This window comes from Planococcus circulans, assembly GCF_020023385.1.
In the GTDB taxonomy this organism is placed as follows: domain Bacteria; phylum Bacillota; class Bacilli; order Bacillales_A; family Planococcaceae; genus Planococcus.
Window position 1 is genome coordinate 550,789 of the sequence record NZ_JAIQCL010000001.1, and the last position, 20,481, is coordinate 571,269.

Below are 20,481 nucleotides of genomic sequence, written 5' to 3' on the forward strand. Positions count from 1 at the left end.
TTCCTCCTCAAAATAACACCGAAGAGCATAAGCTCTTCGGTATTTTCACACGCTCTTATGAAGCTGTTCCGTGACAATTTTTGTATTTCTTGCCGCTGCCGCATGGGCAAAGATCATTGCGGCCGACTTCCATATCTTTGCGGACAGGAACCTTTTTCTTTTTCGGAGCTGGTCCGTCTTCTTTCGGATTGACTGCCTGGCCTTTCGCCACTTCCTCACGTTCAAGGTTGTTGCGTATTTCAGCCTTCATCGAATATTTCGCGACATCTTCTTCAATGGCTTCTACCATCGCCTCGAACATTGCAAAGCCTTCGCTTTGGTATTCACGAAGTGGATCGTTTTGTCCATAGGCACGCAAATGGATCCCCTGGCGCAGTTGATCCATCGCATCGATGTGATCAATCCACTTGGTATCAATCGAACGGAGAAGAACGACTTTTTCGAATTCGCGCATCCGGTCAGGCGTCATTTCAATCTCTTTTTCATCGTAATGCTTAGTAACAGCGGCTTTAATGAAGTCAATGAGCTCTTCCCGGGATTTCTCTTGAAGATCTGCTTCGGTCACTGTGTTTTCAGGAAGAAGGTTTGCTGAAATTAGTTCTGACAGTGTTTTCAGGTGCCAGTCATCCTGCTTTTCCTCTACAGTATGCGTGTAGACCATCCGCTCAATTGAACTGTTGATCATATTTTCAACCAATGCACGCATATTTTCAGTTTCGAGAACTTCCATACGTTCTTTATAGATGATTTCACGCTGTTGGCGAAGAACATCGTCGTATTGAAGCAGACGTTTCCGAGCATCGAAGTTATTGCCTTCCACTCGTTTTTGCGCTGATTCTACAGAACGCGTCACCATCTTCGATTGCAATGGCTGGGAATCATCCATTCCCAGTTTGCCCATCATATTGCGCATGGCATCCGATCCGAATCGGCGCATCAAATCGTCTTCAAGAGACAGATAGAATTGAGTGACACCCGGATCTCCCTGGCGGCCTGAACGTCCGCGCAGCTGATTGTCAATGCGGCGGGATTCATGGCGCTCTGTACCAATGACCGCCAGACCGCCGGCTTCGATGACACCCTCACCAAGCTTGATATCCGTGCCTCGTCCGGCCATATTGGTGGCAATGGTCACAGAACCTTTTTGGCCGGCATTTAAAATGATTTCCGCTTCATGCGCGTGATTCTTCGCGTTCAATACGGAATGCTTGATGCCTTTTTTCGTCAAATACTCCGAAATGATTTCAGATGTCTCGATCGCTACAGTACCTACCAGCACCGGCTGGCCTTTGGCATTGCGCTCTGCAATGTCATCTCCTACTGCTTTGTATTTACCGGCAGTTGTGGAATAAATCAAATCAACATGGTCTTCACGGATGATCGGTTTATTCGTCGGAATTACAATGACATACATATTGTAGATATTGCGGAATTCTTCTTCCTCAGTCTTAGCTGTACCGGTCATACCAGACAACTTGTCATACATACGGAAATAGTTCTGGAAAGTGATTGTAGCCATTGTCATCGATTCATTTTGGATTTCCAGGCCTTCTTTAGCTTCGATTGCCTGGTGAAGACCATCCGAATACCGGCGCCCCTTCATCAGACGGCCTGTAAACTGATCGACAATGACCACTTCCCCTTCCTGTACCACATAATCCACATCTTTGTGCATCGTAACGTATGCCTTCAATGATTGATTGATTGTGTGGTTCAAGCGAACATGGCTGATATCGAAAAGGTTATCGATGCCAAATGCTTTCTCGACTTTCTCGATGCCTTCTTCCGTCAGAACGACACCTTTGGTTGTTTCATCGTACGTATAATCTGTATCTTTTCTCAATAGGCGCGCAAAAGCATTCGACTGCTGATACAATTGAGCCGCTTTAGCTGCCTGCCCAGAAATGATCAAAGGCGTCCGCGCTTCATCGATCAAGATGGAATCGACTTCATCGATTACTGCGTAATTTAATGGGCGCTGGACCATGTCTTCTTTGTAGAGCACCATATTGTCCCGCAGGTAGTCAAAGCCCAGTTCGTTATTGGTGCTATAAGTGACATCCGCCTGGTAAGCTGCCCGTTTTTCGTCTTTGGTCAACGAGTTTAAATTCAAGCCGACAGACAATCCAAGCCATTCATAAAGCTGGCCCATCTCCAAAGCATCACGGCTGGCCAAGTATTCGTTGACCGTTACCACGTGAACCCCTTTTTTACTGATAGCATTCAAGTAAACAGACAGTGTGGAAGTCAAAGTCTTACCTTCACCTGTCTTCATCTCTGAAATATTCCCTTCGTGCAAGGAAACAGCGCCCATAATCTGGACACGGAATGGGTAAAGTCCAAGCACGCGCTTTGATGCTTCCCGAATAGTTGCGAAAGCTTCAGGCAGCAAGTCATTCAGTGCTTCGCCTTTGGCATGGCGACCTATAAATTCTTCTGTTTTCGCTTGCAATGCTTCATCAGACAAAGCTGCAAAATCTGAAGCCAACGCCTCTACACGATCCGCTACTTTTTCCAATCGTTTCAAATCCCGTTTATTCGGATCAAATACTTTATTTAATACTCCTAGCATAATTATACCGCTCCCTGCGCAAGTGTCCGCCGGCATCTAACACACCGGATGATCGCTTTAGCTTTTATAGTGTCCTATTAAACATTTTGCTTAATGGGCATAGTTATCCAAATCATCTTCAGTCGATTCAAAAAAAAATCTCACTATTCATTTTAACACTGCGCCCAAAAGCGTGCAAATAATGACGTCAGCTATTCTTTTGCCGTGATGGAAGAAACAGGATTGCCCGCTTTGAACACTGAGCAATCAGGATTTCAATAATTTACAGCAAACAAAAAAGCCTCTCGCTTGGAGAGGCTTTACTGTTCAACACAGTATAGTTTAAGGCTATTCAATTTTTATTGTGCAGAAGTTTCGATCAAGCCGTAGCTTCCATCTTTACGTTTATAGACGATATTTGTTTCATTGGATTCTGCGTCAGTGAAGACGAAGAAATTGTGTCCAAGCATATTCATCTGCAAAACCGCTTCTTCTTCATCCATCGGTTTCAAGTCAAACTGCTTAGTACGGACGATTGTGAAATCCTCGTCCTCTTCTTCAGCTTCGTTTTGGTTGCGAGTATCGTTCTCGGCAGTTGCAAATGCAAGTCCCATACCGTCACGCTCACGGAATTTACGATTTACTTTTGTTTTATACTTGCGAATTTGACGCTCCAGCTTGCTAACGATCAAATCTATTGCAGCGTACATATCATCATGCCGTTCTTCAGCACGTAAGGTCAGGTTTTTCATTGGTATTGTAACTTCCACTTTTGTTTGGCTGTGATTATATGATTTTAAGTTAACCATTGCGGTAGCATTAGCACCGTCTGTGAAATAGCGTTCAATCTTTTCGACTTTCTTTTCAATGTGGTCACGTATTGCGGGAGTTACCTCAATATTTTCGCCTCTGATGTTAAATTGCAACATGTTAACTCCTCCTTCTATTGTGCTACCTGTACACTTCTACATCTTCCCTTGTCTTTCCTTCTTAAAACCAAAAAAGTTTTAACAGTATTGATTACAGGTAAACATTATGACAAGGAGATGAAGTTTATGTTCACTAATAAAACAGTTATTGTTACAGGTGCATCCCAAGGCATCGGCAAGAGCATCGCAACACATTTTGCTGCAGAAAATGCACGCGTCATCGGATTGGATGTCCAACCCGTCGCACTGGAAGGGGTAGAATATCGGAAATGCGACGTCGGCAATTTTAATGAGGTTATAACCGTATTCAAGAAAATCAATGAAGATTACGGTGCTGTCCATGCCTTGATCAATAATGCGGGAATTTCCACCTTCAAATCCATCTGGGATGTGGATGAACAGGAATGGGACCATGTCCTGGATACCAACCTGAAAAGCGTGTTCATCTGCAGCCGGGAAGCTGCACGCTATATGACAGACGATATCCGCTCCATCATCAACATGACCTCGACACGCGCATTCATGTCGGAGCCCAATACTGAAACTTATTCGGCATCAAAAGGCGGTATTTTTGCGTTAACCCATTCACTTGCTGCCACTTTCAGCGAAAAAGGAATTCGCGTCAACTCCATCGCTCCTGGCTGGATCCATACTGGGGACACAACAGAACTACGTGACGTCGATCATCAGCAGCATTGGAGCGGCCGCGTCGGTGAACCTGCCGACATAGCGCGGGCCTGCCTGTTCCTCAGCAACCCACAAAACTCATTCATCACAGGAGAATGCCTGAACATCGACGGCGGCATGACACGGAAAATGATTTATGAACACTAGAATAGAAAAGCGGAGGCAGCCAACAGCTGAAGCTAACCTAAGAACGCGACTTCCTGTCGCAACGCTTACATGATCCGCATCCTGCGGACCTCCGACAGGCTTAAGGCGATTTGCCGACGCGGCGTTTTGTGCCGCACAGGCAAAGTGACTTAAGACCCCGAGGATCTGGGCGCTGCAGCTGGACACCAGGAAAAGCGGAGGCAGCCAACAGCTGAAGCTAACCTAAGAACGCGACTTCCTGTCGCAACGCTTACATGATCCGCATCCTGCGGACCTCCGACAGGCTTAAGGCGATTTGCCGAAGCGGCGTTTTGTGCCGCACAGGCAAATTGACTTAAGACCCCGAGGTTCTGGGCGCTGCAGCTGGACACCAGGAAAAGCGGAGGCAGCCGTGTAGCTCTGCCGGAGCCTGGACACTGAAAACCACAATCCCCAGACCCCATCAAACAAAACTAAAAAACTAACATCCATTACTTCTTAGAACACAAAAAACCGGCCTTGGCCGGTTTTTTAATTCATTTCGATTTCTTTCAATTCTCTGATTTCATTTAAAATCAACATTTCCTTAATTGAATTGCGCTCAAAATCAGCACCGTAAATCCAGCCTTCCTCATACTGCTGTTTCCAGACGATCGTCGCACCTGCGGTGATCGTTTCATGATTCAGGACAAACTGCAGATTGACGTTTTCTTCTCCCGGCTTTAACTCTTTTTCGGAAAACAGTTTTGCTCCTTTAGGCGAAATATCAAGCAGTAGACAATATTTTTTCGGAGACACCGCTTGATTGCCGAGTGGGTCCATCAATTGCATACATATCTCTGGCGGCGTACCAAAAGTGTAACGAAAACTTTCTGACCGTTTATAGAACATGGCTGTCCCTCCTATTTGTCCCTCCAGTATAAACCACCTGGCTATGCACGGATAAGGGTAAGAATCTTAATTTCTTTCGCACCCTTTTCTTTCAGAACTTTAGCAGCCAGGCGCATCGTACTTCCTGTGGTATATAAATCATCGAACAGTAAGATTTTTTCAGGTACAGCTTGCCCATTCCACCAAAAGACGTCTTGCAGGGCCATTCTTTCGGACTTCGATTTTTCACCAAGACCGACTTCATTTTTCCCGAGGCAATGTGTATATGGGATAGAAGCTGCATCAAGCAGCCGATCAACTTGAGGGAAAGTCCGTTCTTTCAATTTGACATCATTCATCGGAATCGGAACAATCACCGAATTCTGTTTGCTGCATTCTTCTTTTAGAACCGAAGCGAAAACTTCCGACAACACCACGTCTTTCAAAAATTTATATTGATGAAGAAATTCTTTCATCGCGTGATTATAGCGGTATAAGCTCTTTCCAGAATCAATTACCCCAGCATACTCTGTAGTTTCCCACTGACTGCAATTGAGGCATTTCCCTTCTCCTGGGGCACTGCAGATTGGGCATCCTGCTGCGGTTCTTTCGAAGCCGGCACGACAGCGCAGACAAATCACCTCTTCCAATTCATTGAAAAAAATGCTTCGCCAGCTTACGTGGGGTAACATCATCCGATCACATAAATAGCAATTCAAATTCCAGCCCCCTCATTATAAGAAACGATCAACTTTTTCGCTTTATCCATCTGCCGGACAATGCCATTGTGAAAAAATACGATTTCTCCGTCAGGATGATCTTTAGATCTTCCCGTTCGCCCTGATATTTGAATCAATGCCGCAGCGTCAAAAATAGGTTGATCTGCGCCGACTACCGCAACTTGCACATTCGCAATTGTGATTCCGCGCTCCAAAATCGTCGAAGTCACTACGCCGGGAATTTGCCTTTGACGCAATTTCATGACTTTCTCTTTTCTGTCTTCGTCTTTGGAGTGGACCGCTTCGATGCTTGGATGTTTTTTCTGGAGTAAGACAATCGCCTGTTCAATCAGTTCAATCGTCGGAAAGAACAATAGGAACGGCTGCTCTTTCGCTATTTTGTCATCTACCCACGCCATTAATTTCGGCGGAATCCTGCCTTTGGCAAAATCTTTTTCGTAGCCCCATAAGGATCGGAATTCAGGAACAGGCAATGGGTGGCCATGAAATCGCTGAAATATCTTTGAAGTATTGGACACTTGCTTTACTAATTGAGCTGAAGGAGTCGCTGACACATAAATGATGGGCGCCTCCTTTTTCTTGGCATTTATAACCGCCTTCTTCAGCGCTGGATCATAAGAGAAGGGAAAAGCGTCCGCCTCATCGACAATCATGACATCAAAGGCATCTTTGAATCGGTACAATTGGTGAGTAGTGGCAATGACCAATTGGGCAAAACCGGTTTCTTCTGGAGAATCCCCATATAGGCTATGGATGATCGTGTTCGGAAAAACGGAGCGCAATCGTGGAGAAAGCTCCAATACTACGTCCGTTCTGGGAGCAGCGATGCAAACACGCTGCCCTTTTTTCAATGCATCAAAGATGGGCGGAAACAACAGCTCGGTTTTTCCAGCTCCACACACCGCGTATACAAGGTGATCGTTTTTTTGTAAGAGGCTATTTTGAACTTCCAGTGAAGCTTTTTTCTGCAACGGGGTAAGGTTACCATTCCAATGAAATGAATGGCTTTGAGGAGAGATGGTTGAAGGGAGCGCCCAGGTGATCAATTCCGTACAGGAACTGATGCGCCCCATTTTTATGCAGTGGCGGCAATAATAACAGATTCCATTGCACCTGGCACAGAAAAAAGGAATGATTTTTTGTGTGGATTTTTCCAGGCATCTGGCACATTGCCTTCCGTCGAGGATACCTTGACTGACAGTGATGGCTCCGGTGGATATGGCTTTGTCCACGAGCTCCTTTGGAAATGGAATGAAATTTCGCAGCCATGTTCTGCCTGTTAAAAATTCTTCTAACTGCCTCATCTGCAACCACCTTTCGATAGAGAAAAAGCCTCAGCAGGTTTATTTTTTCACCCAACCAAGACCCATCGCTCCTTCTCCTAAATGTGTTCCAATAACCGGTCCAAAATAAGAAATTTCAAAATCCACTTCCGGACATGCAACTTCCAGTTCTGCTCGCCATTGCTTAGCTTCTTCAGGACGGTTTGCATGAATAACTGTCGCCTGCCGCTTCTGGCCATCTTTACTGTCTTCTTTCAATAAATCAACAATTCGATTCATCGCTTTTTTTCGTGTCCGAATTTTTTCAAAAGGAATAATGACTTTTTCCTGAAAATGCAAAATCGGTTTGATTTGTAGCATTCCTCCGACCAAGGCCTGAGCACTGGACAATCTTCCTCCACGCTGCAGATGCTTCAGGTCTTCTACCATAAAATAGGCGCGCAAAGAGGTTTTCATTTCATCCAATTCAGCCAAAATCGTTTGAGCATCCGCTCCCTCTTCAGCCATTTCCGCAGCTTTAACTGCGTAAAACCCTTGCAAAGCACAGGTAAGCTCTGTATCAAAAGAATAGACTTTCACGCCATCGACCATTTCAGCCGCCTGCTTCGAACCTGCGTAAGTCCCACTGATGCCACTGGACAAATGGATGGAGACGATTTCCTTGTAATCGGCTGAAAGCTTGTCATAAAGTGTGGTGAATTCTCCAAGTGGGGGCTGCGAAGTTTTCGGGAATTCCTCTTTAGCTTTACGATAAAATTCTTTTTCAGTCATTTCCGCTTCTTTAAAAGACTGGTTTCCAAATGTCACTTCCAGCGAAATCATATGAATATTCAAGGCTTTGCGTGTTTCTTCAGGTAAATAAGATGTACTGTCTGTTACAATTGCCGTTTTCATGTTTAATCAGCCTCCTCTGCTAGTTTACCAAAAAAAGACATAGAAAAGACATGAATGGAAAGGACATAATAAAAAAATTTCCCGCACATAGCGGGAAACCTTTTATTGATTACCGATAAAGTGAACGCTTGTTACTTTCCATCCATCATTCTCTTTTTCGAATACAACGACCTGCCGGCCAGATTGTTCAATCGCATCATCCGAGTTCGCGTCCTTCATCTTTACATTGAGTGTCGCAAAAACTTCCGCGCGGTCTTCTTCGTATTTTACAATCGTTTCATCACTTGTTTCATATTGACTGTCGTAAGCTTCGAAAGCTTGTGCTAATGCCGCTTTATCTTCCTCGCGATCAAAACCATCCGGATCCTGTGCGATGATGTTCATATAACGGTCAATATCTTCCGCATTAAATGCTGCAATATACTCATCGTAAGCTGCCAATAATTCATTGGCCTGCTCTTCAGGCACTTCCGCTTCTATAACATTTCCTTCATCATCCACTGTAAAACCGACTTTTTCTTCCTTGTCTTCATCAATGCCGTGGTCGACTGCATTATTCTCATTAGCTGCATTGCCATCTTCGACCGTGTTTTCATTGACTGAAGGCTCTTCGGAATCTGAACAGGCAGCCAGTGTCAAAATAAGCCCTGCCGCAATAATCATTTTTTTCATCATGCATTCCTCCTGCGCTTCATTTTGCCATAGGCAGTTGGTGAATACAATGAAGAAACTGTGTCATCTATCAAAACGGAATTTTTTTCAGTTTTACGGTACACTAATAGGTATAAAAAAGGAGGGATCGCATGGAGAAAAGAGATGCGAGACAGATACTGGAACAAAAAATGAAAGAAACGCGCCCTCAATGGAGCCGTAAACAGCCTGCTCGCCCCAAGAAGTATAAATCGAGCATGAAAAAAGTCGAGAATTACGTAGTCCTGGATTTTGAAACCACCGGCCTGCGTGCAGGAAACGATAAAATCATCCAAATCGGCGCCGTCAAATTCATTGATCATGAACGTAAGGAAACCATGTATCTCATGGTCAATCCGGAATGCTTCATTTCCAGCACCATCACCCGAATTACTGGCATCACCAATAAAGATGTGGAAAACGCACCAACCATCGAAGAAGTTGCCCATGAATTGATTGCGTTTATCGGCGAATTGCCGATCATCGCTCATAATGCACCTTTTGATATGGGGTTCTTATATGCATTGGAAGAAATCACGCCAATTCCTGAATACACGGTAATCGATACAGTCAAACTGGCGAGAAAAGCCATTACCCAAACACCCAACCACAAACTGACCACATTAACAGCCTTTTTAAAACTCGAGCACGACGCCCACGACGCATTAGGCGATTGCCTGGCAACAGCAGCCATCTACCAATATTGTTATGACCGGCTTTAATGAAAAGCGGAAGCGCCCATCTAGAACCGACAGGCTTAAGGCGATTTGCCGAAGCGGCGTTCCTTCAGCCGCACAGGCAAATTGACTTAAGACCCCGAGGTTCTGGGCGCTGCAGCTGGACAAAGAAAAGCGGAAGCAGCCGCTTAGCTCCGACAAGCGCTGGAAGCCTTACCGGTCATGGCGTTCTTTGCCATTGCGGATAAGGCTGAAGCGACTCGAGGAGCTGGCTGCCGGAGTCTGGAAAATGAAAAGCGGAAGCAGCCGCTTAGCTCCGCCAAGCGCTGGAAGCCTTACCGGTCATGGCGTTCTTTGCCATTGCGGGTAAGGCTGAAGCGACTCGAGGAGCTGGCTGCCGGAGTCTGGAAAATGAAAAGCGGAAGCAGCCATTTAAAGGAAAGTAAGCTAAAAGCGCGACTTCCTGTCGCAACGCTTACATGATCCGCATCCTGCGGACCTCCGACAGGCATAAGACGCTCTGGCGAAGCGGCGTACTTGCCGCATAGCACAAAAAGTGAAAAGTGCCTGTTCAGCTCTGACAGACATAAGGCAGACTAGCAGAGTGGCGTTCTCTGTCACACAGCAGGGATGACTTATGAGCCGAAGAGCTAGGTGCTTGCAACTGACATTAGAGTGGCTTATGACCCGAGGAGTTGGCCGTTGGAGCTAGACAATCAGAAAAGCGGAAGCGCCCAAAAGCAAAACAATTAATTCCTTACTAAACAAAAAAGACGGTGCATCTGCCAACCAGCAGATACACCGTCTTCGCTATTCGTATTATCTTACTTCAACCCAGCCATTTTTAATCGCGGTCACAACTGCTTGTGTCCGGTCATTTACCTGCATTTTTTGTAAGATGCTCGATACATGGTTTTTAACTGTTTTTTCCGAGATGAATAAAGTTTCTCCAATGACTCGATTGCTTTGGCCATCTGTCAATAATTGAAGGACTTCACTTTCCCGTTTTGTCAAAAGATGGTATGGACGACGAATTTCCGTTTGGTGGAAAGAGCCCTTGTTTTCACGTTCGCTCAAGCGACGGAATTCCATCACCAAATTACGGGTTACTTTCGGATGTAAATAAGATCCGCCTTTTGCTACTACTTTAATAGCCTGAATAATCGCATCTGCATCCATTTCTTTAAGCATATAACCTAAAGCACCTGTCTTCAATGCATGCGTTACATAAGATTCATCATCGTGAATAGACAGCATAATGACTTTTGCATCAGGGAATTTCTCAATCAATTCACCTGTTGCTTCTACACCATTTTTTTGCGGCATATTGATATCCATCAATACCACATCCGGCTGATTTTCTTCATATAATTTAACGACTTCGCTGCCATCTCCACCTTCAGCAACGACTTCAAACGAACTTTCAAAATCCAGAATTCTTTTTACACCTTCACGAAATAATTGGTGATCATCAATAATAATTATTTTTGTCATTATGTCGTCCTCCTCGAATACCCTATCTTACATACCCTTTTTAAAAGGTATATGAAACATTAAGATTGTACCGTTCCCAGGTGAGGAATTAATGAAAAAGTCACCTTCGACCAATTCAATTCTTTCTCTCATCCCGGCTAATCCGAATGACTGGTTTTTCACGATCCCTTGATCAAAACCAGTTCCGTTATCAGTTACCATGATTTTCACCTGGTCTTTCAACCATTCCATCTCAACTGTAATTTTAGTCGACTTTCCATGGCGGATTGCGTTTGAAATTCCTTCTTGGATAAGGCGGAAAATAGCAGTTTCGTATTTATTGGGTAACCGACCTTCTTTTCCATTTGACTGGAATTCCAATTTGATTCCCTTGTTGTACTCTTGAATGGTGTCGATGTATTTCTTTAAAGTCGGCACCAAACCAAGATCATCAAGCGCCATTGGCCGTAAATCGTAAATGATTCTTCTCACTTCAGTCAATGCCTGCCTAACCATATCCTTTAATGAAGTGATTTCCTGGAAAGCCAACTCAGGGCCTTTTTCACGGTAAGTCCTTTCAATCAAATCTGAACGGAGCAAGACGTTCGCCATCATTTGAGCCGGTCCATCATGGATTTCCCTCGAGAGGCGTTTTCTTTCTTCCTCTTGTGCTTCAATGATGCGCAGGCTATAATCCTGACTTGACTTATTCTTGCCGATAGCCTCATCCACATTCTCTAAATCTGAATTCAAGTAACTGCTGGCGACATTGATCTGATTGACTAGGCTTTCAGCCCGTTCTATCGTCTGAAGTAAAATTTGAAGCCTGCGCTGCAGTTTGTCCCGCTTTTGCCGATACTTTTTTTCCTCGTTACGATTTAGGGATAATTGTACTTGAAGGTCATTTGCCTGCTCATATACTTGGCGAACCTGACTTTCAGTAAAAGAATTGAAAAACTGAGATACTTCAGCTAAACGCCTCCTAGCAGCGCGCGTCTTCTCTTCCAAAAGATCTCCGGCTTCAATGACACGTGAAATATTCACTCGGACATCTTCCAGCTCATCTTTCATTTCTTCATAACTTTGGCGACTTTCTTCGCTAATGACGAAAATATCTTGTTTTGCCTGTTCCATTCCTTCCAGCATTGCATTAAAAATAGAATCAGGTGATTTTCCACCGATTTTCTTTGCCATTTCAAAACCGCCTTAGCTATACTGACTGTATCCAGGTATATTCCTTGCTTCTTTATACCTTGTCGGTTGTATTAAGTATATCACTATATACGCAAGACCATATTAAATATACGTTACAAATTATCTGATTTCATTTTACAACAGGGGGAGTCAAATTGCGAGAAAATTACACAACTGTAGGCGATTCTGCCAGTGCAGAAATACTTATCCAAAAATCCAGGTTCATCGGACATGCCGCTCGAGCAGAAACCGAACAGCAAGCTATCGAATTTATCGATTCCATTAAATCCCTTCATCGGTCAGCTACACATAATTGTTCTGCCTACCTTATCGGAGAACACGACTCTGTGCAAAAAGCCAATGACGACGGGGAACCAAGTGGAACTGCCGGGTTTCCTATGCTGGAGGTCCTTAAGAAACAAGGCTTGAAAGATACAGTCGTTGTCGTCACTCGCTATTATGGCGGAATCAAGCTGGGCAGCGGCGGCTTGATACGGGCATATGGGAAAGCTGTATCTGCGTCGCTTGCTGCTGCCGGTATAGTCGAAAGAAAACTCCATCATGTGATGAAAACTTCGATAGACTATACCTGGCTTGGAAAACTGGAAAACGAAATCCGTCAATCTCCATATCCGCTGGATCATCTCGAATACACAGAAGGCGTGGATCTCTATATTCATGTTCCAGTTGAAAAAGAAGAAGAATTTATCAACTGGATAAATGAATTGACAAACGGCCAAGCAAAGACCAGTATAGTCACCAGTGAATTTTTGGAGTTTAAGGCACTGTAATTCTTTTTATTTACGCATTTCCAAAATCACTGTATAATATCAACAGCACAGGAAAATGAAAATATACTTAATTCCAAATTTTAACATATCTAATTTAAATAAAAGATTGGATTGTCCGAAATAGATACTCGGTTAGCCCATTCCTTATAGAGGAGAAACTAAACATGAACCGAAAAGTTTATCGGAAAACCAAAGCAGATAAGAAAAGGACAATTATCAAGATAATCGCCACTTTAGCCGTCTCATTACTTATTTGTGTATCTGCCTATGGTATTTATTTGGTGAAGAAGGCTGAGTTTGCAGCAGATGGGGCCTTTGATGACGGACTTGGCCTATCTGATTTACGCGACGAAAAAGTCGAACCGCTTACTGATAACATTTCTATTTTGTTTATAGGGGTGGATGACAGCGAAGTGCGAGATCAAAGCGATGACAATATCCGTTCGGATGCACTGATTTTAGCCACTTTGAACAACGAAGACAAGTCCATTAAATTGGTCAGTATTCCTCGTGACACCTACACCTATATTCCTGATGCAGGATACAAAGATAAAATTACGCACGCCTACTCTTATAATGGGCCAAGCTCGACCATTGAAAGTGTCGAAGAATTATTGGAAGTACCGGTGGATTATTATCTGCGCATGAATTTCGATGCTTTTATTGATACGATCGATGCTCTCGGTGGCATCAAAGTTGAAGTCCCTTATGATTTGACCGAGCAGGATGAAAACGATTCAAAAAATGCCATCGAATTGAAAGAAGGCATTCAATTTTTAAATGGCAGTGAAGCACTCGCACTTGCGAGAACTCGTCATTACGACAATGATATTGAGCGGGGCAAACGCCAACAGATGATTTTGGAATCCATTATGAACCGGACCTTGTCAGCCGGATCAATTACGAAATATGGGGATGTCATTGAAGCGGTGGGAGACAATATGAAAACGAGCATGAGTTTCAAGGACATGCAAGCATTTTTCGAATATGCGAAAAATGGAAAACCAGATGTAGAAACCATTACACTGGATGGCTACGATGATATGACCACTGGGATTTACTATTGGCAGCTTGAAGAAGAATCGCTGATGGAAGTACAAGATGTTCTGAAAAGCCACTTAGGTTTAAAGCCGGACACATCGAATTTAACGAATAGCGGAATTGAACAGGAATTAGCGGAATATCAAACGGAAGATGAAAAAACACCACAATAAAATGTGGTGTTTTTTTTGTGGTTTGTTACGTGCGTGGGTAAAACTTCGAAATAAGACCATCTTATTCCTTCACAAAAAAACTGAACCCAAAGCATTTAAGCTTCAAGTTCAGTTTCTTCATTTGCCGATCAGCCTCACCAAATTTAAAAGCGGACGGTAATTCTTTCCTGCCAATCCGACGACTTCCACGAAAAGTTCAATTGCTACCAGCATCACGCTGATGAGCAAAATCCCTCCCCATAAGGTCGCTTGGGAAAATAACAGTGCTGCAAGCCCGAATAAGGCTGCAATTCCATAAATGATCAAGACAGTTTGTCTATGAGAGAATCCTATATTCAATAAACAGTGATGCAAATGGGATTTATCGGCTTCCGAAATAGATTTTTTCTCACGTACTCGACGAACAATGGCGAAAAATGTATCCGAAATCGGAACACCCAACATGATGATTGGAATAATTAACGCAACCACCGTTACGTTTTTGAAGCCCATTAATGCCAGCACCGAAATCATAAATCCGAGAAACAATGCACCCGTATCCCCCATAAAGATTTTTGCGGGATGAAAGTTGTAGACCAAAAACCCTGAAGTGCTTGCTGCCAATAGAGCAGCTGTTGACATGACAAAGATATCGCCCATAATGAATGCCATAGCCGCTAAAGTCAATAAAGCAACCGTAGAAACACCAGCGGCCAATCCATCGAGGCCATCAATTAAATTAATTGCGTTTGTAATACCAACAATCCAAAGGATCGTCAGTGGAATACTCAAGTAACCAAAATCCAGTACTCCGCCAAATGGCAGATTGATGAAGGAAATTTCAAGTCCACCGCCGACCACTACAATTCCTGCGGCAACCAATTGTCCGATTAATTTAGCTTTCGCACTGATTTCGTATATATCATCCAAGACACCGGTAATGATGATCAATAAGGCTCCTATAATAATAGCCGTTTCAATAGAAATAAATGAAGCTTCTATAGCATTGGAAATCGGATCTTGGGGTTTCAATATAAAATATGCAATTAAAAATGAACCGAAAATGGCCAATCCGCCTAATCGCGGCATAATTCTCGCATGAACTTTTCGATAATTCGGACGGTCAACTGCGCCTACCCGAAAGGCGATGCGTTTGACAATCGGAGTCAGCACAATCGAAGCGATAAATGCCAAAACCATTGTAAGGTATAGCATATCTTTCCTCCTTAAAAACATTGATACATACATATCCATTTGTATTATAGCATGACTAAATTAGAAATAAAGAAAAATTTGCCTGTACTTAAGGCTCTTATAAATTGGACGACTTCATTCGGATAAAGTTTCAACAAGCACAAATTTTTATTTATTAAAACTATATTCGCCCCAAGAACAGTCAAAATAGTGAAACCACTGATTTCTTACTCTCCAAGTTTCTTCAATAATTCTTGCTCTCTTGTTGTGCTTATCCCTGCTGTCAATCGAAAATCCCCTTGTTTTTCAATCCATTCAAGTGTTTCTTTTGCAGATTGTTTCAGCGTACGAAAGGTCAAACCTGCACTTTTCGCTTTTTCATTATCCGCCAAAATAAAACCATCTGGAAATTCTTCTGAATAGGGAATCCAAAACGGCAGTTCAAAAGCTTCCACCCCTTCCTCTATTAAATACTGATCATCTGCCCAAATAGTTTTACATTCTCTATCGGATATTTGTTCAACAAACTCTTCCATAGAAACTGGATCAGCCACTACATTGAACACCCCCGTCACCTTTGCCTCCAATTGCATGACTGTGAATCGGGCTAAATCTCTGGCATCGATCCATTGGACCTTCCTTTCTTTACTTCCTGGAATTAAAACAGTATTTTCATCATTTAATTTCATTGCCCAGTAAGTAAACCGGTCTGTGGGGTCAAAAGGTCCAATCACGATGCCTGGGCGGATGATCAATGCCTTGTCTCCAGTCTCTTTTTTAATCAGCTGTTCACACATCACCTTGAAAGGACCATAGGTATCACTTGTAACCCGGTCACCTTTGACATTTTCTCGAAATACAGAAGAACTTTCTTTAACTGGCCCTGATGTGAAGTCATTATATACAGAAATCGTAGAAATGAATGTGTAATGATCAGTTCTGATATTTTCCATGATTGGCTGCAAATCTGCTGGTGTGTAAGCAGATGTATCCAATACAGCGTCCCATTTGCCATCTCTTAGTTTTGCAGCGTCTTTTCTTCTGTCCCCTCTAATTCTCTTTAGCTTCGGAAAGAGTCCAGGATTACTTTTCCCCCGATTGAACAAAACCACCTCATGTCCTTTAGCCACTAGTTCCTCTACCATATGTCTTCCTACGAAAGATGTGCCTCCAAGTACTAAAACTTTCATTTACCTGCTCCTTTATAAGTAGTTTTGATTACTTAAATAACTTATATATGATATATTAAATAAAATAGATTGAATTTTAACTTTTTAGGAGTGTTACTTAAATGGATAACTCTCTTCGACGCTATTCATTGAAGACGGACTGGACGCCTTGGGATGAAGCTGCTGTTTTGAAGATGGATTACGGATCCCGTGCAGAACTCGCGAAAATCATCAACTGCGAAGGATTGCTTGTTGATTTGTCGATGGATCAGCATACTGAAGTACGATTGGCCGTTGCCCAAAACCGTCATACGCCTCATCAGACATTAAAAAGATTAAGCGAAGAAGATTTATGTATTACTATTAAAGATACCGCTAAAAAAACCTTATTAAACCTCCCTGCCACGAGGAATTGACTTCTTGATGTTTAGCATCTGCCTATGAAGGTTATTATAGTAGTAAGCTAAATTTTGGAGGAGGAATAATTCATGAGCGACAATAAAGGCTTCTCAGATAAGTTAAAAGGTGCTGTGAACAAAGGCAAGGGCGAGCTCAAAGATCAAATCGGTAATGCCTCTGATGATCCTAAAAAGCAGAATGAAGGCAAAATGGATAAAGCCAAAGGGAATATCCAAGATAAGATCGGCGACTTCAAAAACAAAAATAATAACTAATCAAAAGTCCGGTTTCCGAACCGGGCTTTTTTTCTTGCATTTATAATGTTTTCAAAAATTAAAGAATTCGGTTATAATAAACATTCGTGCGCAAATGTTATTTATGAAGGAGCTTGTCATGCAAAAGAAGGCGCTTACAAAAATGGATATCCTCACCTTGGGACTGATGCTTTTTGCTTTGTTTCTTGGTGCTGGAAATATCATCTTCCCCCCCTATTTAGGGCAGCTTGCCGGCGACCAATTAGCAATCGCCATAACCGGATTTTTGCTGACAGGAGTCGGCCTTCCGTTATTGGGCATTCTGGCAATCGCAAAAGCAGGCGGTGACCTTCAGTCCATAGCCGGGCGTGTTCACCCTGTATTCGGCATTGTGTTTACAATGATTGTTTACTTAGCGATCGGTCCTTTCTTTGGGATTCCGCGTACCGCTACAGTTGCTTTTGAAATCGGAACAGCACCTTTTCTGCCAACTGACTTCGCTGAATCTTTCTGGTCTTTATCTATCTTTACTTTAATCTTCTTTACCATCACAGTTTTGTTTGCGATGAATCCCACGAAATTAGTCGATAGGATCGGTAAAGTTTTGACGCCTTTGCTAATACTGGTCATTGGATCACTGGCTATAAAAAGTTTTTTGACGCCGATGGGTTCTATCAATTCACCTGTTGGAAATTATGATACAGAAGCATTCTTTGAAAGCTTTCTGCAGGGTTACCTTACGATGGATGCTATCGCCGCTTTGGTCTTCGGGATTGTCATTATTCAGTCCGTCCGAAGCAAAGGTGTTTCGGATACAAGAACCATTCTAAAAGCGACCGCTTATGCCGGGTTTATTGCTGCCATCGGTTTATCTGCAGTATATTTATCGTTAAGCCACATTGGAGCTACAAGTGTAGAAGCTATCGGCCTGCAGGATAACGGAGGCATCATCATTGCGATGGCTTCACGTATTCTATATGGAGAAATTGGAGGCATTATCCTATCTGCTGCAATAAGCTTTGCTTGTTTGACTACTTCTATTGGATTGGTATCGGCCACTGCACAATTCTTTTATAAGATTTTTCCCAAATTTTCTTATATCACTTATGTCCTGTTTTTTGCATTCTTTTCCGCAATAATTGCAAATGTAGGCTTAACCCAGTTAATCGCCATATCACTCCCTGTATTGTTGGCAATCTATCCTGTGGCAATTGTTCTAGTCATACTGTCATTTTTTGATCGAGTTTTCTACCGAAAACCGTTCGTCTATATAATTGCCCTCTCAGTAACTGCAATCGTCAGTATTTTCGACGCCCTCCGTTCAGCCGGCATAGCCTTTGAACAGATCGATTCGATTTTAAGCCACCTGCTGTTTTTTGAACAGGGAATTGGCTGGGTCCTTCCGGCTGTTGTCGGAACGGCAATCGGAATAGCAGTTGCGCGATGGACCCATAAGAACAACTAAAGGAGCCTTCCCCTATCGGGAATGGCTCCTTTGCATTTAAAATAATCTCTGCGTTGGCGGTGGCGTATCCTCTTTGTTCTGTCTATCTCTTTCGTCATAATGATCGCGAGGGTTTCTACCCTTATCACTCTTATCCTTCCGCTCATCATTCAATAGATGCTCTTCTTCTGAATCGCGTCCAAACGGTGCAGGACCCAAATTCGGGTCTACTCCGGGCGAAGGTTCATCCTGGCGGCGGTTTACTCCATCTTCACGCAATAGATTATCTTCGCCTTCTTTTGTTTGAAGGCCTGGTTCATGGTCCAATTCCTTCTCGCGTACACTGCCTTCATCTTTCTTCAACCCATCTGTCGGATGAATTTCATCACCTTTCAGGCGCGAATCTTGCAAGCGGTCATTCTTACCTGCACGTGCATGCTGATCTTCTCTGGAAACTTCGCGCGCATATATCTCATCAGAGTTTCCGTGGTTAACGTCGTTGCGATGAATAACTTTGTTACCCGCTGTTTGTCCTGTGCTACCTTCCATATCCATTGGAGCATTTGAATCATCTAAAGAAGAAAAATGTTCATCTTCGGGTGATGCTGCATCTCCGTCTGTATATAGAAGTACAGCCCCTTTTTCAATTTCGCGTTCATAGTCATCTGTTCTGTCTTTATTCAAATTAAATCGATCCAGCTCTTTTCTGACGACATCTTTCCCTCCCAGAAATGATTTAAAGCGATTCGAAAAGGAATTGGCCTGATCTGCATGAACACCTGAATTTCCAGCAGTTTCCACCATTCTCTTATCATTAGCCATTACATGGATATCCTCTTCACGATAACCTTTTGCTTTTAAAGACTGGATGGCTGTTTCCATTTCTGATTTACTGTAGACAATTTCAAATTCACGATTTCCTGATCTCATTTTACAAAACCTCCTGTGTACTGTGTTACTTTTGTTTACCCTCTCCTATGGATCGCTAAAACCTACAGTGAGCAAAGACAAGTCCCCACTCTCCAACTGCCTATATTATCCTCAAGTCAAAAAAACTTTGCTGAACGTTCAGCAAAGTTTTACTTATACTTTTTGTCGCTTTGGGTATGCTTTTCAGCTTCACTCGAACCGCCACGTACTTTTTCAACATCAGGCTTTTTCTGTGTGGTAAACGAATTATGCTTTTCATCCTGCACTATAGTAGGCTCCTGCATAAATGTTTCACCACGAGCAAAACGGTCTTCCTGCTCATCAAAGTTATTATCAACTGAATTGATGAACTGCCTTCTTTCTCGATCATTCGGTTCTTCTTGCTCTGCCCTTACTTCATTGCTGGAAATTTCATCAAGGATTGTTTCATTCTCTTCGTCTTTGTAAAGCAGAATGCCACCTTTTGCAAGATCAGCTGTATAACGTTCTGTTTCTGTCTCCGAAAGGTTCAAGGATTTAACCCCTTCCCGTATACCACTTTCTCCAGAAATGAATCCTTTGAATTTATCAGCAAATGTATCAACTTCTTTTTTATCGACTTCGTAATCCTTAAAGTGGTCAGTATCTTTTGCCATTATATGAAGATCCTGTTCCTTATAACCTGAACTCTTTAGATCCTCAATCTTCTTCAATAAATCAGTGTCTGAAAATACTACCGCCAAGACTTTTTTGTGCGAACTCATACAAAAACCTCCATAGATTTGATAAAATATCTTATTGTATCTTTACCCATCACAGGACTAACCATAACCTTCTCTGTCAATTGAATGGGAAAATCTCTTATCCAGCACTTGTGATTCCACTACTGAAAGGCTGCTGATCCACACATTTTTTAGATTGAGGCGCAGGATTGGTTGTCAACCAATCTTTTCCAATACAATATACCTATAGATAAGTCTATTTCAAAAAAAATTTTATTCAACAATTACCGGA

General features: G+C 42.9%; 20 protein-coding genes. 7 read left to right on the forward strand and 13 right to left on the reverse strand.

Translation table 11 applies throughout. The annotated features are described in order from the left end of the window. Nucleotides 1–55: 55 nt before the first annotated feature. Together secA and hpf are read right to left on the reverse strand one after the other, a co-directional pair. On the reverse strand, nt 56–2,572 hold the full coding sequence (secA, locus tag K8U60_RS02760) for a preprotein translocase subunit SecA (protein ID WP_223634020.1): 2,517 nt from the start codon (nt 2,570–2,572) through the stop codon (nt 56–58). A 338-nt stretch (nt 2,573–2,910) separates the two neighbouring features. Continuing rightward, the gene (hpf, locus tag K8U60_RS02765; protein WP_298826876.1) at nt 2,911–3,480 is read right to left on the reverse strand and encodes a ribosome hibernation-promoting factor, HPF/YfiA family; all 570 of its coding nucleotides are present in this window, start codon (nt 3,478–3,480) and stop codon (nt 2,911–2,913) included. Between the two features lie 126 nt (nt 3,481–3,606). On the opposite strand from hpf, the gene K8U60_RS02770 reads away from it, so the two are divergent. Beyond that, nucleotides 3,607–4,314 (forward strand): SDR family NAD(P)-dependent oxidoreductase, encoded by a 708-nt coding sequence (locus K8U60_RS02770; protein ID WP_223634027.1) that lies wholly within the window; start codon nt 3,607–3,609, stop codon nt 4,312–4,314. 510 nt (nt 4,315–4,824) lie between these two features. Here K8U60_RS02770 and K8U60_RS02775 read toward each other — a convergent pair. The 5 genes from K8U60_RS02775 to K8U60_RS02795 all read right to left on the reverse strand — a co-directional run bounded on the left by K8U60_RS02775 (nt 4,825) and on the right by K8U60_RS02795 (nt 8,752). Further along, entirely contained in the window at nt 4,825–5,184 is a 360-nt protein-coding gene (locus K8U60_RS02775; RefSeq protein WP_223634030.1) for a PilZ domain-containing protein, read from the reverse strand. A 41-nt stretch (nt 5,185–5,225) separates the two neighbouring features. Then, entirely contained in the window at nt 5,226–5,882 is a 657-nt protein-coding gene (locus K8U60_RS02780; protein WP_223634033.1) for a ComF family protein, read from the reverse strand. After that, entirely contained in the window at nt 5,879–7,207 is a 1,329-nt protein-coding gene (locus K8U60_RS02785) for a DEAD/DEAH box helicase (RefSeq protein WP_223634035.1), read from the reverse strand. Before K8U60_RS02785 ends, K8U60_RS02780 begins: the two co-directional genes overlap by 4 nt. 39 nt (nt 7,208–7,246) lie before the next feature. Beyond that, nucleotides 7,247–8,080 carry a DegV family protein gene (locus K8U60_RS02790; protein ID WP_223634052.1) on the reverse strand — a complete coding sequence of 278 codons (834 nt, stop codon included), beginning with the start codon at nt 8,078–8,080 and terminating at the stop codon, nt 7,247–7,249. A gap of 102 nt (nt 8,081–8,182) precedes the next feature. Next, the gene (locus K8U60_RS02795; RefSeq protein WP_223634055.1) at nt 8,183–8,752 is read right to left on the reverse strand and encodes a DUF4440 domain-containing protein; all 570 of its coding nucleotides are present in this window, start codon (nt 8,750–8,752) and stop codon (nt 8,183–8,185) included. 131 nt (nt 8,753–8,883) lie between these two features. Between K8U60_RS02795 and K8U60_RS02800 the strand changes: the two genes are divergently transcribed. Further along, nucleotides 8,884–9,492 carry a 3'-5' exonuclease gene (locus K8U60_RS02800; RefSeq protein WP_223634058.1) on the forward strand — a complete coding sequence of 203 codons (609 nt, stop codon included), beginning with the start codon at nt 8,884–8,886 and terminating at the stop codon, nt 9,490–9,492. A 774-nt stretch (nt 9,493–10,266) separates the two neighbouring features. Here the strand turns inward: K8U60_RS02800 and K8U60_RS02805 are convergent. Both K8U60_RS02805 and K8U60_RS02810 read right to left on the reverse strand, forming a co-directional pair. Continuing rightward, the gene (locus K8U60_RS02805; RefSeq protein WP_223634061.1) at nt 10,267–10,941 is read right to left on the reverse strand and encodes a response regulator transcription factor; all 675 of its coding nucleotides are present in this window, start codon (nt 10,939–10,941) and stop codon (nt 10,267–10,269) included. A gap of 27 nt (nt 10,942–10,968) precedes the next feature. Then, the gene (locus tag K8U60_RS02810) at nt 10,969–12,114 is read right to left on the reverse strand and encodes a sensor histidine kinase (RefSeq protein ID WP_223634064.1); all 1,146 of its coding nucleotides are present in this window, start codon (nt 12,112–12,114) and stop codon (nt 10,969–10,971) included. A gap of 155 nt (nt 12,115–12,269) precedes the next feature. Here K8U60_RS02810 and K8U60_RS02815 point away from each other — a divergent pair, with 155 nt between their 5' ends. Together K8U60_RS02815 and K8U60_RS02820 are read left to right on the forward strand one after the other, a co-directional pair. Next, nucleotides 12,270–12,905, forward strand: coding sequence for a YigZ family protein (locus K8U60_RS02815; RefSeq protein ID WP_223634067.1), 636 nt, complete (start codon nt 12,270–12,272; stop codon nt 12,903–12,905). A gap of 164 nt (nt 12,906–13,069) precedes the next feature. Beyond that, nucleotides 13,070–14,119: an LCP family protein gene (locus K8U60_RS02820; RefSeq protein ID WP_223634070.1), complete on the forward strand. Its 1,050-nt coding sequence runs from the start codon at nt 13,070–13,072 to the stop codon at nt 14,117–14,119. A gap of 117 nt (nt 14,120–14,236) precedes the next feature. Here the strand turns inward: K8U60_RS02820 and K8U60_RS02825 are convergent, their stop codons facing one another. Both K8U60_RS02825 and K8U60_RS02830 read right to left on the reverse strand, forming a co-directional pair. After that, the gene (locus tag K8U60_RS02825) at nt 14,237–15,313 is read right to left on the reverse strand and encodes a glycosyltransferase family 4 protein (protein WP_223634087.1); all 1,077 of its coding nucleotides are present in this window, start codon (nt 15,311–15,313) and stop codon (nt 14,237–14,239) included. Nucleotides 15,314–15,519: 206 nt separating this feature from the next. Then, nucleotides 15,520–16,482 (reverse strand): NAD-dependent epimerase/dehydratase family protein, encoded by a 963-nt coding sequence (locus K8U60_RS02830; RefSeq protein WP_223634091.1) that lies wholly within the window; start codon nt 16,480–16,482, stop codon nt 15,520–15,522. 101 nt (nt 16,483–16,583) lie between these two features. Here K8U60_RS02830 and K8U60_RS02835 point away from each other — a divergent pair, with 101 nt between their 5' ends. The 3 genes from K8U60_RS02835 to brnQ all read left to right on the forward strand — a co-directional run bounded on the left by K8U60_RS02835 (nt 16,584) and on the right by brnQ (nt 18,579). Continuing rightward, a complete protein-coding gene (locus K8U60_RS02835) occupies nt 16,584–16,877 on the forward strand; it encodes a hypothetical protein (RefSeq protein WP_223634096.1) in 294 nt (97 codons plus the stop codon). A gap of 72 nt (nt 16,878–16,949) precedes the next feature. Then, the gene (locus K8U60_RS02840) at nt 16,950–17,135 is read left to right on the forward strand and encodes a CsbD family protein (protein WP_223634099.1); all 186 of its coding nucleotides are present in this window, start codon (nt 16,950–16,952) and stop codon (nt 17,133–17,135) included. Nucleotides 17,136–17,253: 118 nt separating this feature from the next. After that, nucleotides 17,254–18,579: a branched-chain amino acid transport system II carrier protein gene (brnQ, locus tag K8U60_RS02845; protein WP_223634102.1), complete on the forward strand. Its 1,326-nt coding sequence runs from the start codon at nt 17,254–17,256 to the stop codon at nt 18,577–18,579. 36 nt (nt 18,580–18,615) lie between these two features. Here the strand turns inward: brnQ and K8U60_RS02850 are convergent, their stop codons facing one another. Together K8U60_RS02850 and K8U60_RS02855 are read right to left on the reverse strand one after the other, a co-directional pair. After that, on the reverse strand, nt 18,616–19,488 hold the full coding sequence (locus tag K8U60_RS02850; protein WP_223634105.1) for a YflT domain-containing protein: 873 nt from the start codon (nt 19,486–19,488) through the stop codon (nt 18,616–18,618). A gap of 149 nt (nt 19,489–19,637) precedes the next feature. Continuing rightward, the gene (locus tag K8U60_RS02855) at nt 19,638–20,231 is read right to left on the reverse strand and encodes a general stress protein (RefSeq protein WP_223634108.1); all 594 of its coding nucleotides are present in this window, start codon (nt 20,229–20,231) and stop codon (nt 19,638–19,640) included. Between the last annotated feature and the right edge of the window lie 250 nt (nt 20,232–20,481).

What these genes read in the sequence shown, in the direction of transcription:
- K8U60_RS02835 (WP_223634096.1), top strand. Translation starts at nt 16,584, where the DNA reads ATGGATAACTCTCTTCGACGCTATTCATTGAAGACGGACTGGACGCCT.
- K8U60_RS02840 (WP_223634099.1), top strand. Translation starts at nt 16,950, where the DNA reads ATGAGCGACAATAAAGGCTTCTCAGATAAGTTAAAAGGTGCTGTGAAC.
- K8U60_RS02790 (WP_223634052.1), bottom strand. Translation starts at nt 8,080, where the DNA reads ATGAAAACGGCAATTGTAACAGACAGTACATCTTATTTACCTGAAGAA.
- K8U60_RS02830 (WP_223634091.1), bottom strand. Translation starts at nt 16,482, where the DNA reads ATGAAAGTTTTAGTACTTGGAGGCACATCTTTCGTAGGAAGACATATG.
- K8U60_RS02785 (WP_223634035.1), bottom strand. Translation starts at nt 7,207, where the DNA reads ATGAGGCAGTTAGAAGAATTTTTAACAGGCAGAACATGGCTGCGAAAT.
- brnQ (WP_223634102.1), top strand. Translation starts at nt 17,254, where the DNA reads ATGCAAAAGAAGGCGCTTACAAAAATGGATATCCTCACCTTGGGACTG.
- K8U60_RS02850 (WP_223634105.1), bottom strand. Translation starts at nt 19,488, where the DNA reads ATGAGATCAGGAAATCGTGAATTTGAAATTGTCTACAGTAAATCAGAA.
- K8U60_RS02855 (WP_223634108.1), bottom strand. Translation starts at nt 20,231, where the DNA reads ATGAGTTCGCACAAAAAAGTCTTGGCGGTAGTATTTTCAGACACTGAT.
- K8U60_RS02795 (WP_223634055.1), bottom strand. Translation starts at nt 8,752, where the DNA reads ATGAAAAAAATGATTATTGCGGCAGGGCTTATTTTGACACTGGCTGCC.
- K8U60_RS02775 (WP_223634030.1), bottom strand. Translation starts at nt 5,184, where the DNA reads ATGTTCTATAAACGGTCAGAAAGTTTTCGTTACACTTTTGGTACGCCG.
- hpf (WP_298826876.1), bottom strand. Translation starts at nt 3,480, where the DNA reads ATGTTGCAATTTAACATCAGAGGCGAAAATATTGAGGTAACTCCCGCA.
- K8U60_RS02810 (WP_223634064.1), bottom strand. Translation starts at nt 12,114, where the DNA reads ATGGCAAAGAAAATCGGTGGAAAATCACCTGATTCTATTTTTAATGCA.
- K8U60_RS02820 (WP_223634070.1), top strand. Translation starts at nt 13,070, where the DNA reads ATGAACCGAAAAGTTTATCGGAAAACCAAAGCAGATAAGAAAAGGACA.
- K8U60_RS02770 (WP_223634027.1), top strand. Translation starts at nt 3,607, where the DNA reads ATGTTCACTAATAAAACAGTTATTGTTACAGGTGCATCCCAAGGCATC.
- K8U60_RS02825 (WP_223634087.1), bottom strand. Translation starts at nt 15,313, where the DNA reads ATGCTATACCTTACAATGGTTTTGGCATTTATCGCTTCGATTGTGCTG.
- secA (WP_223634020.1), bottom strand. Translation starts at nt 2,572, where the DNA reads ATGCTAGGAGTATTAAATAAAGTATTTGATCCGAATAAACGGGATTTG.
- K8U60_RS02800 (WP_223634058.1), top strand. Translation starts at nt 8,884, where the DNA reads ATGGAGAAAAGAGATGCGAGACAGATACTGGAACAAAAAATGAAAGAA.
- K8U60_RS02805 (WP_223634061.1), bottom strand. Translation starts at nt 10,941, where the DNA reads ATGACAAAAATAATTATTATTGATGATCACCAATTATTTCGTGAAGGT.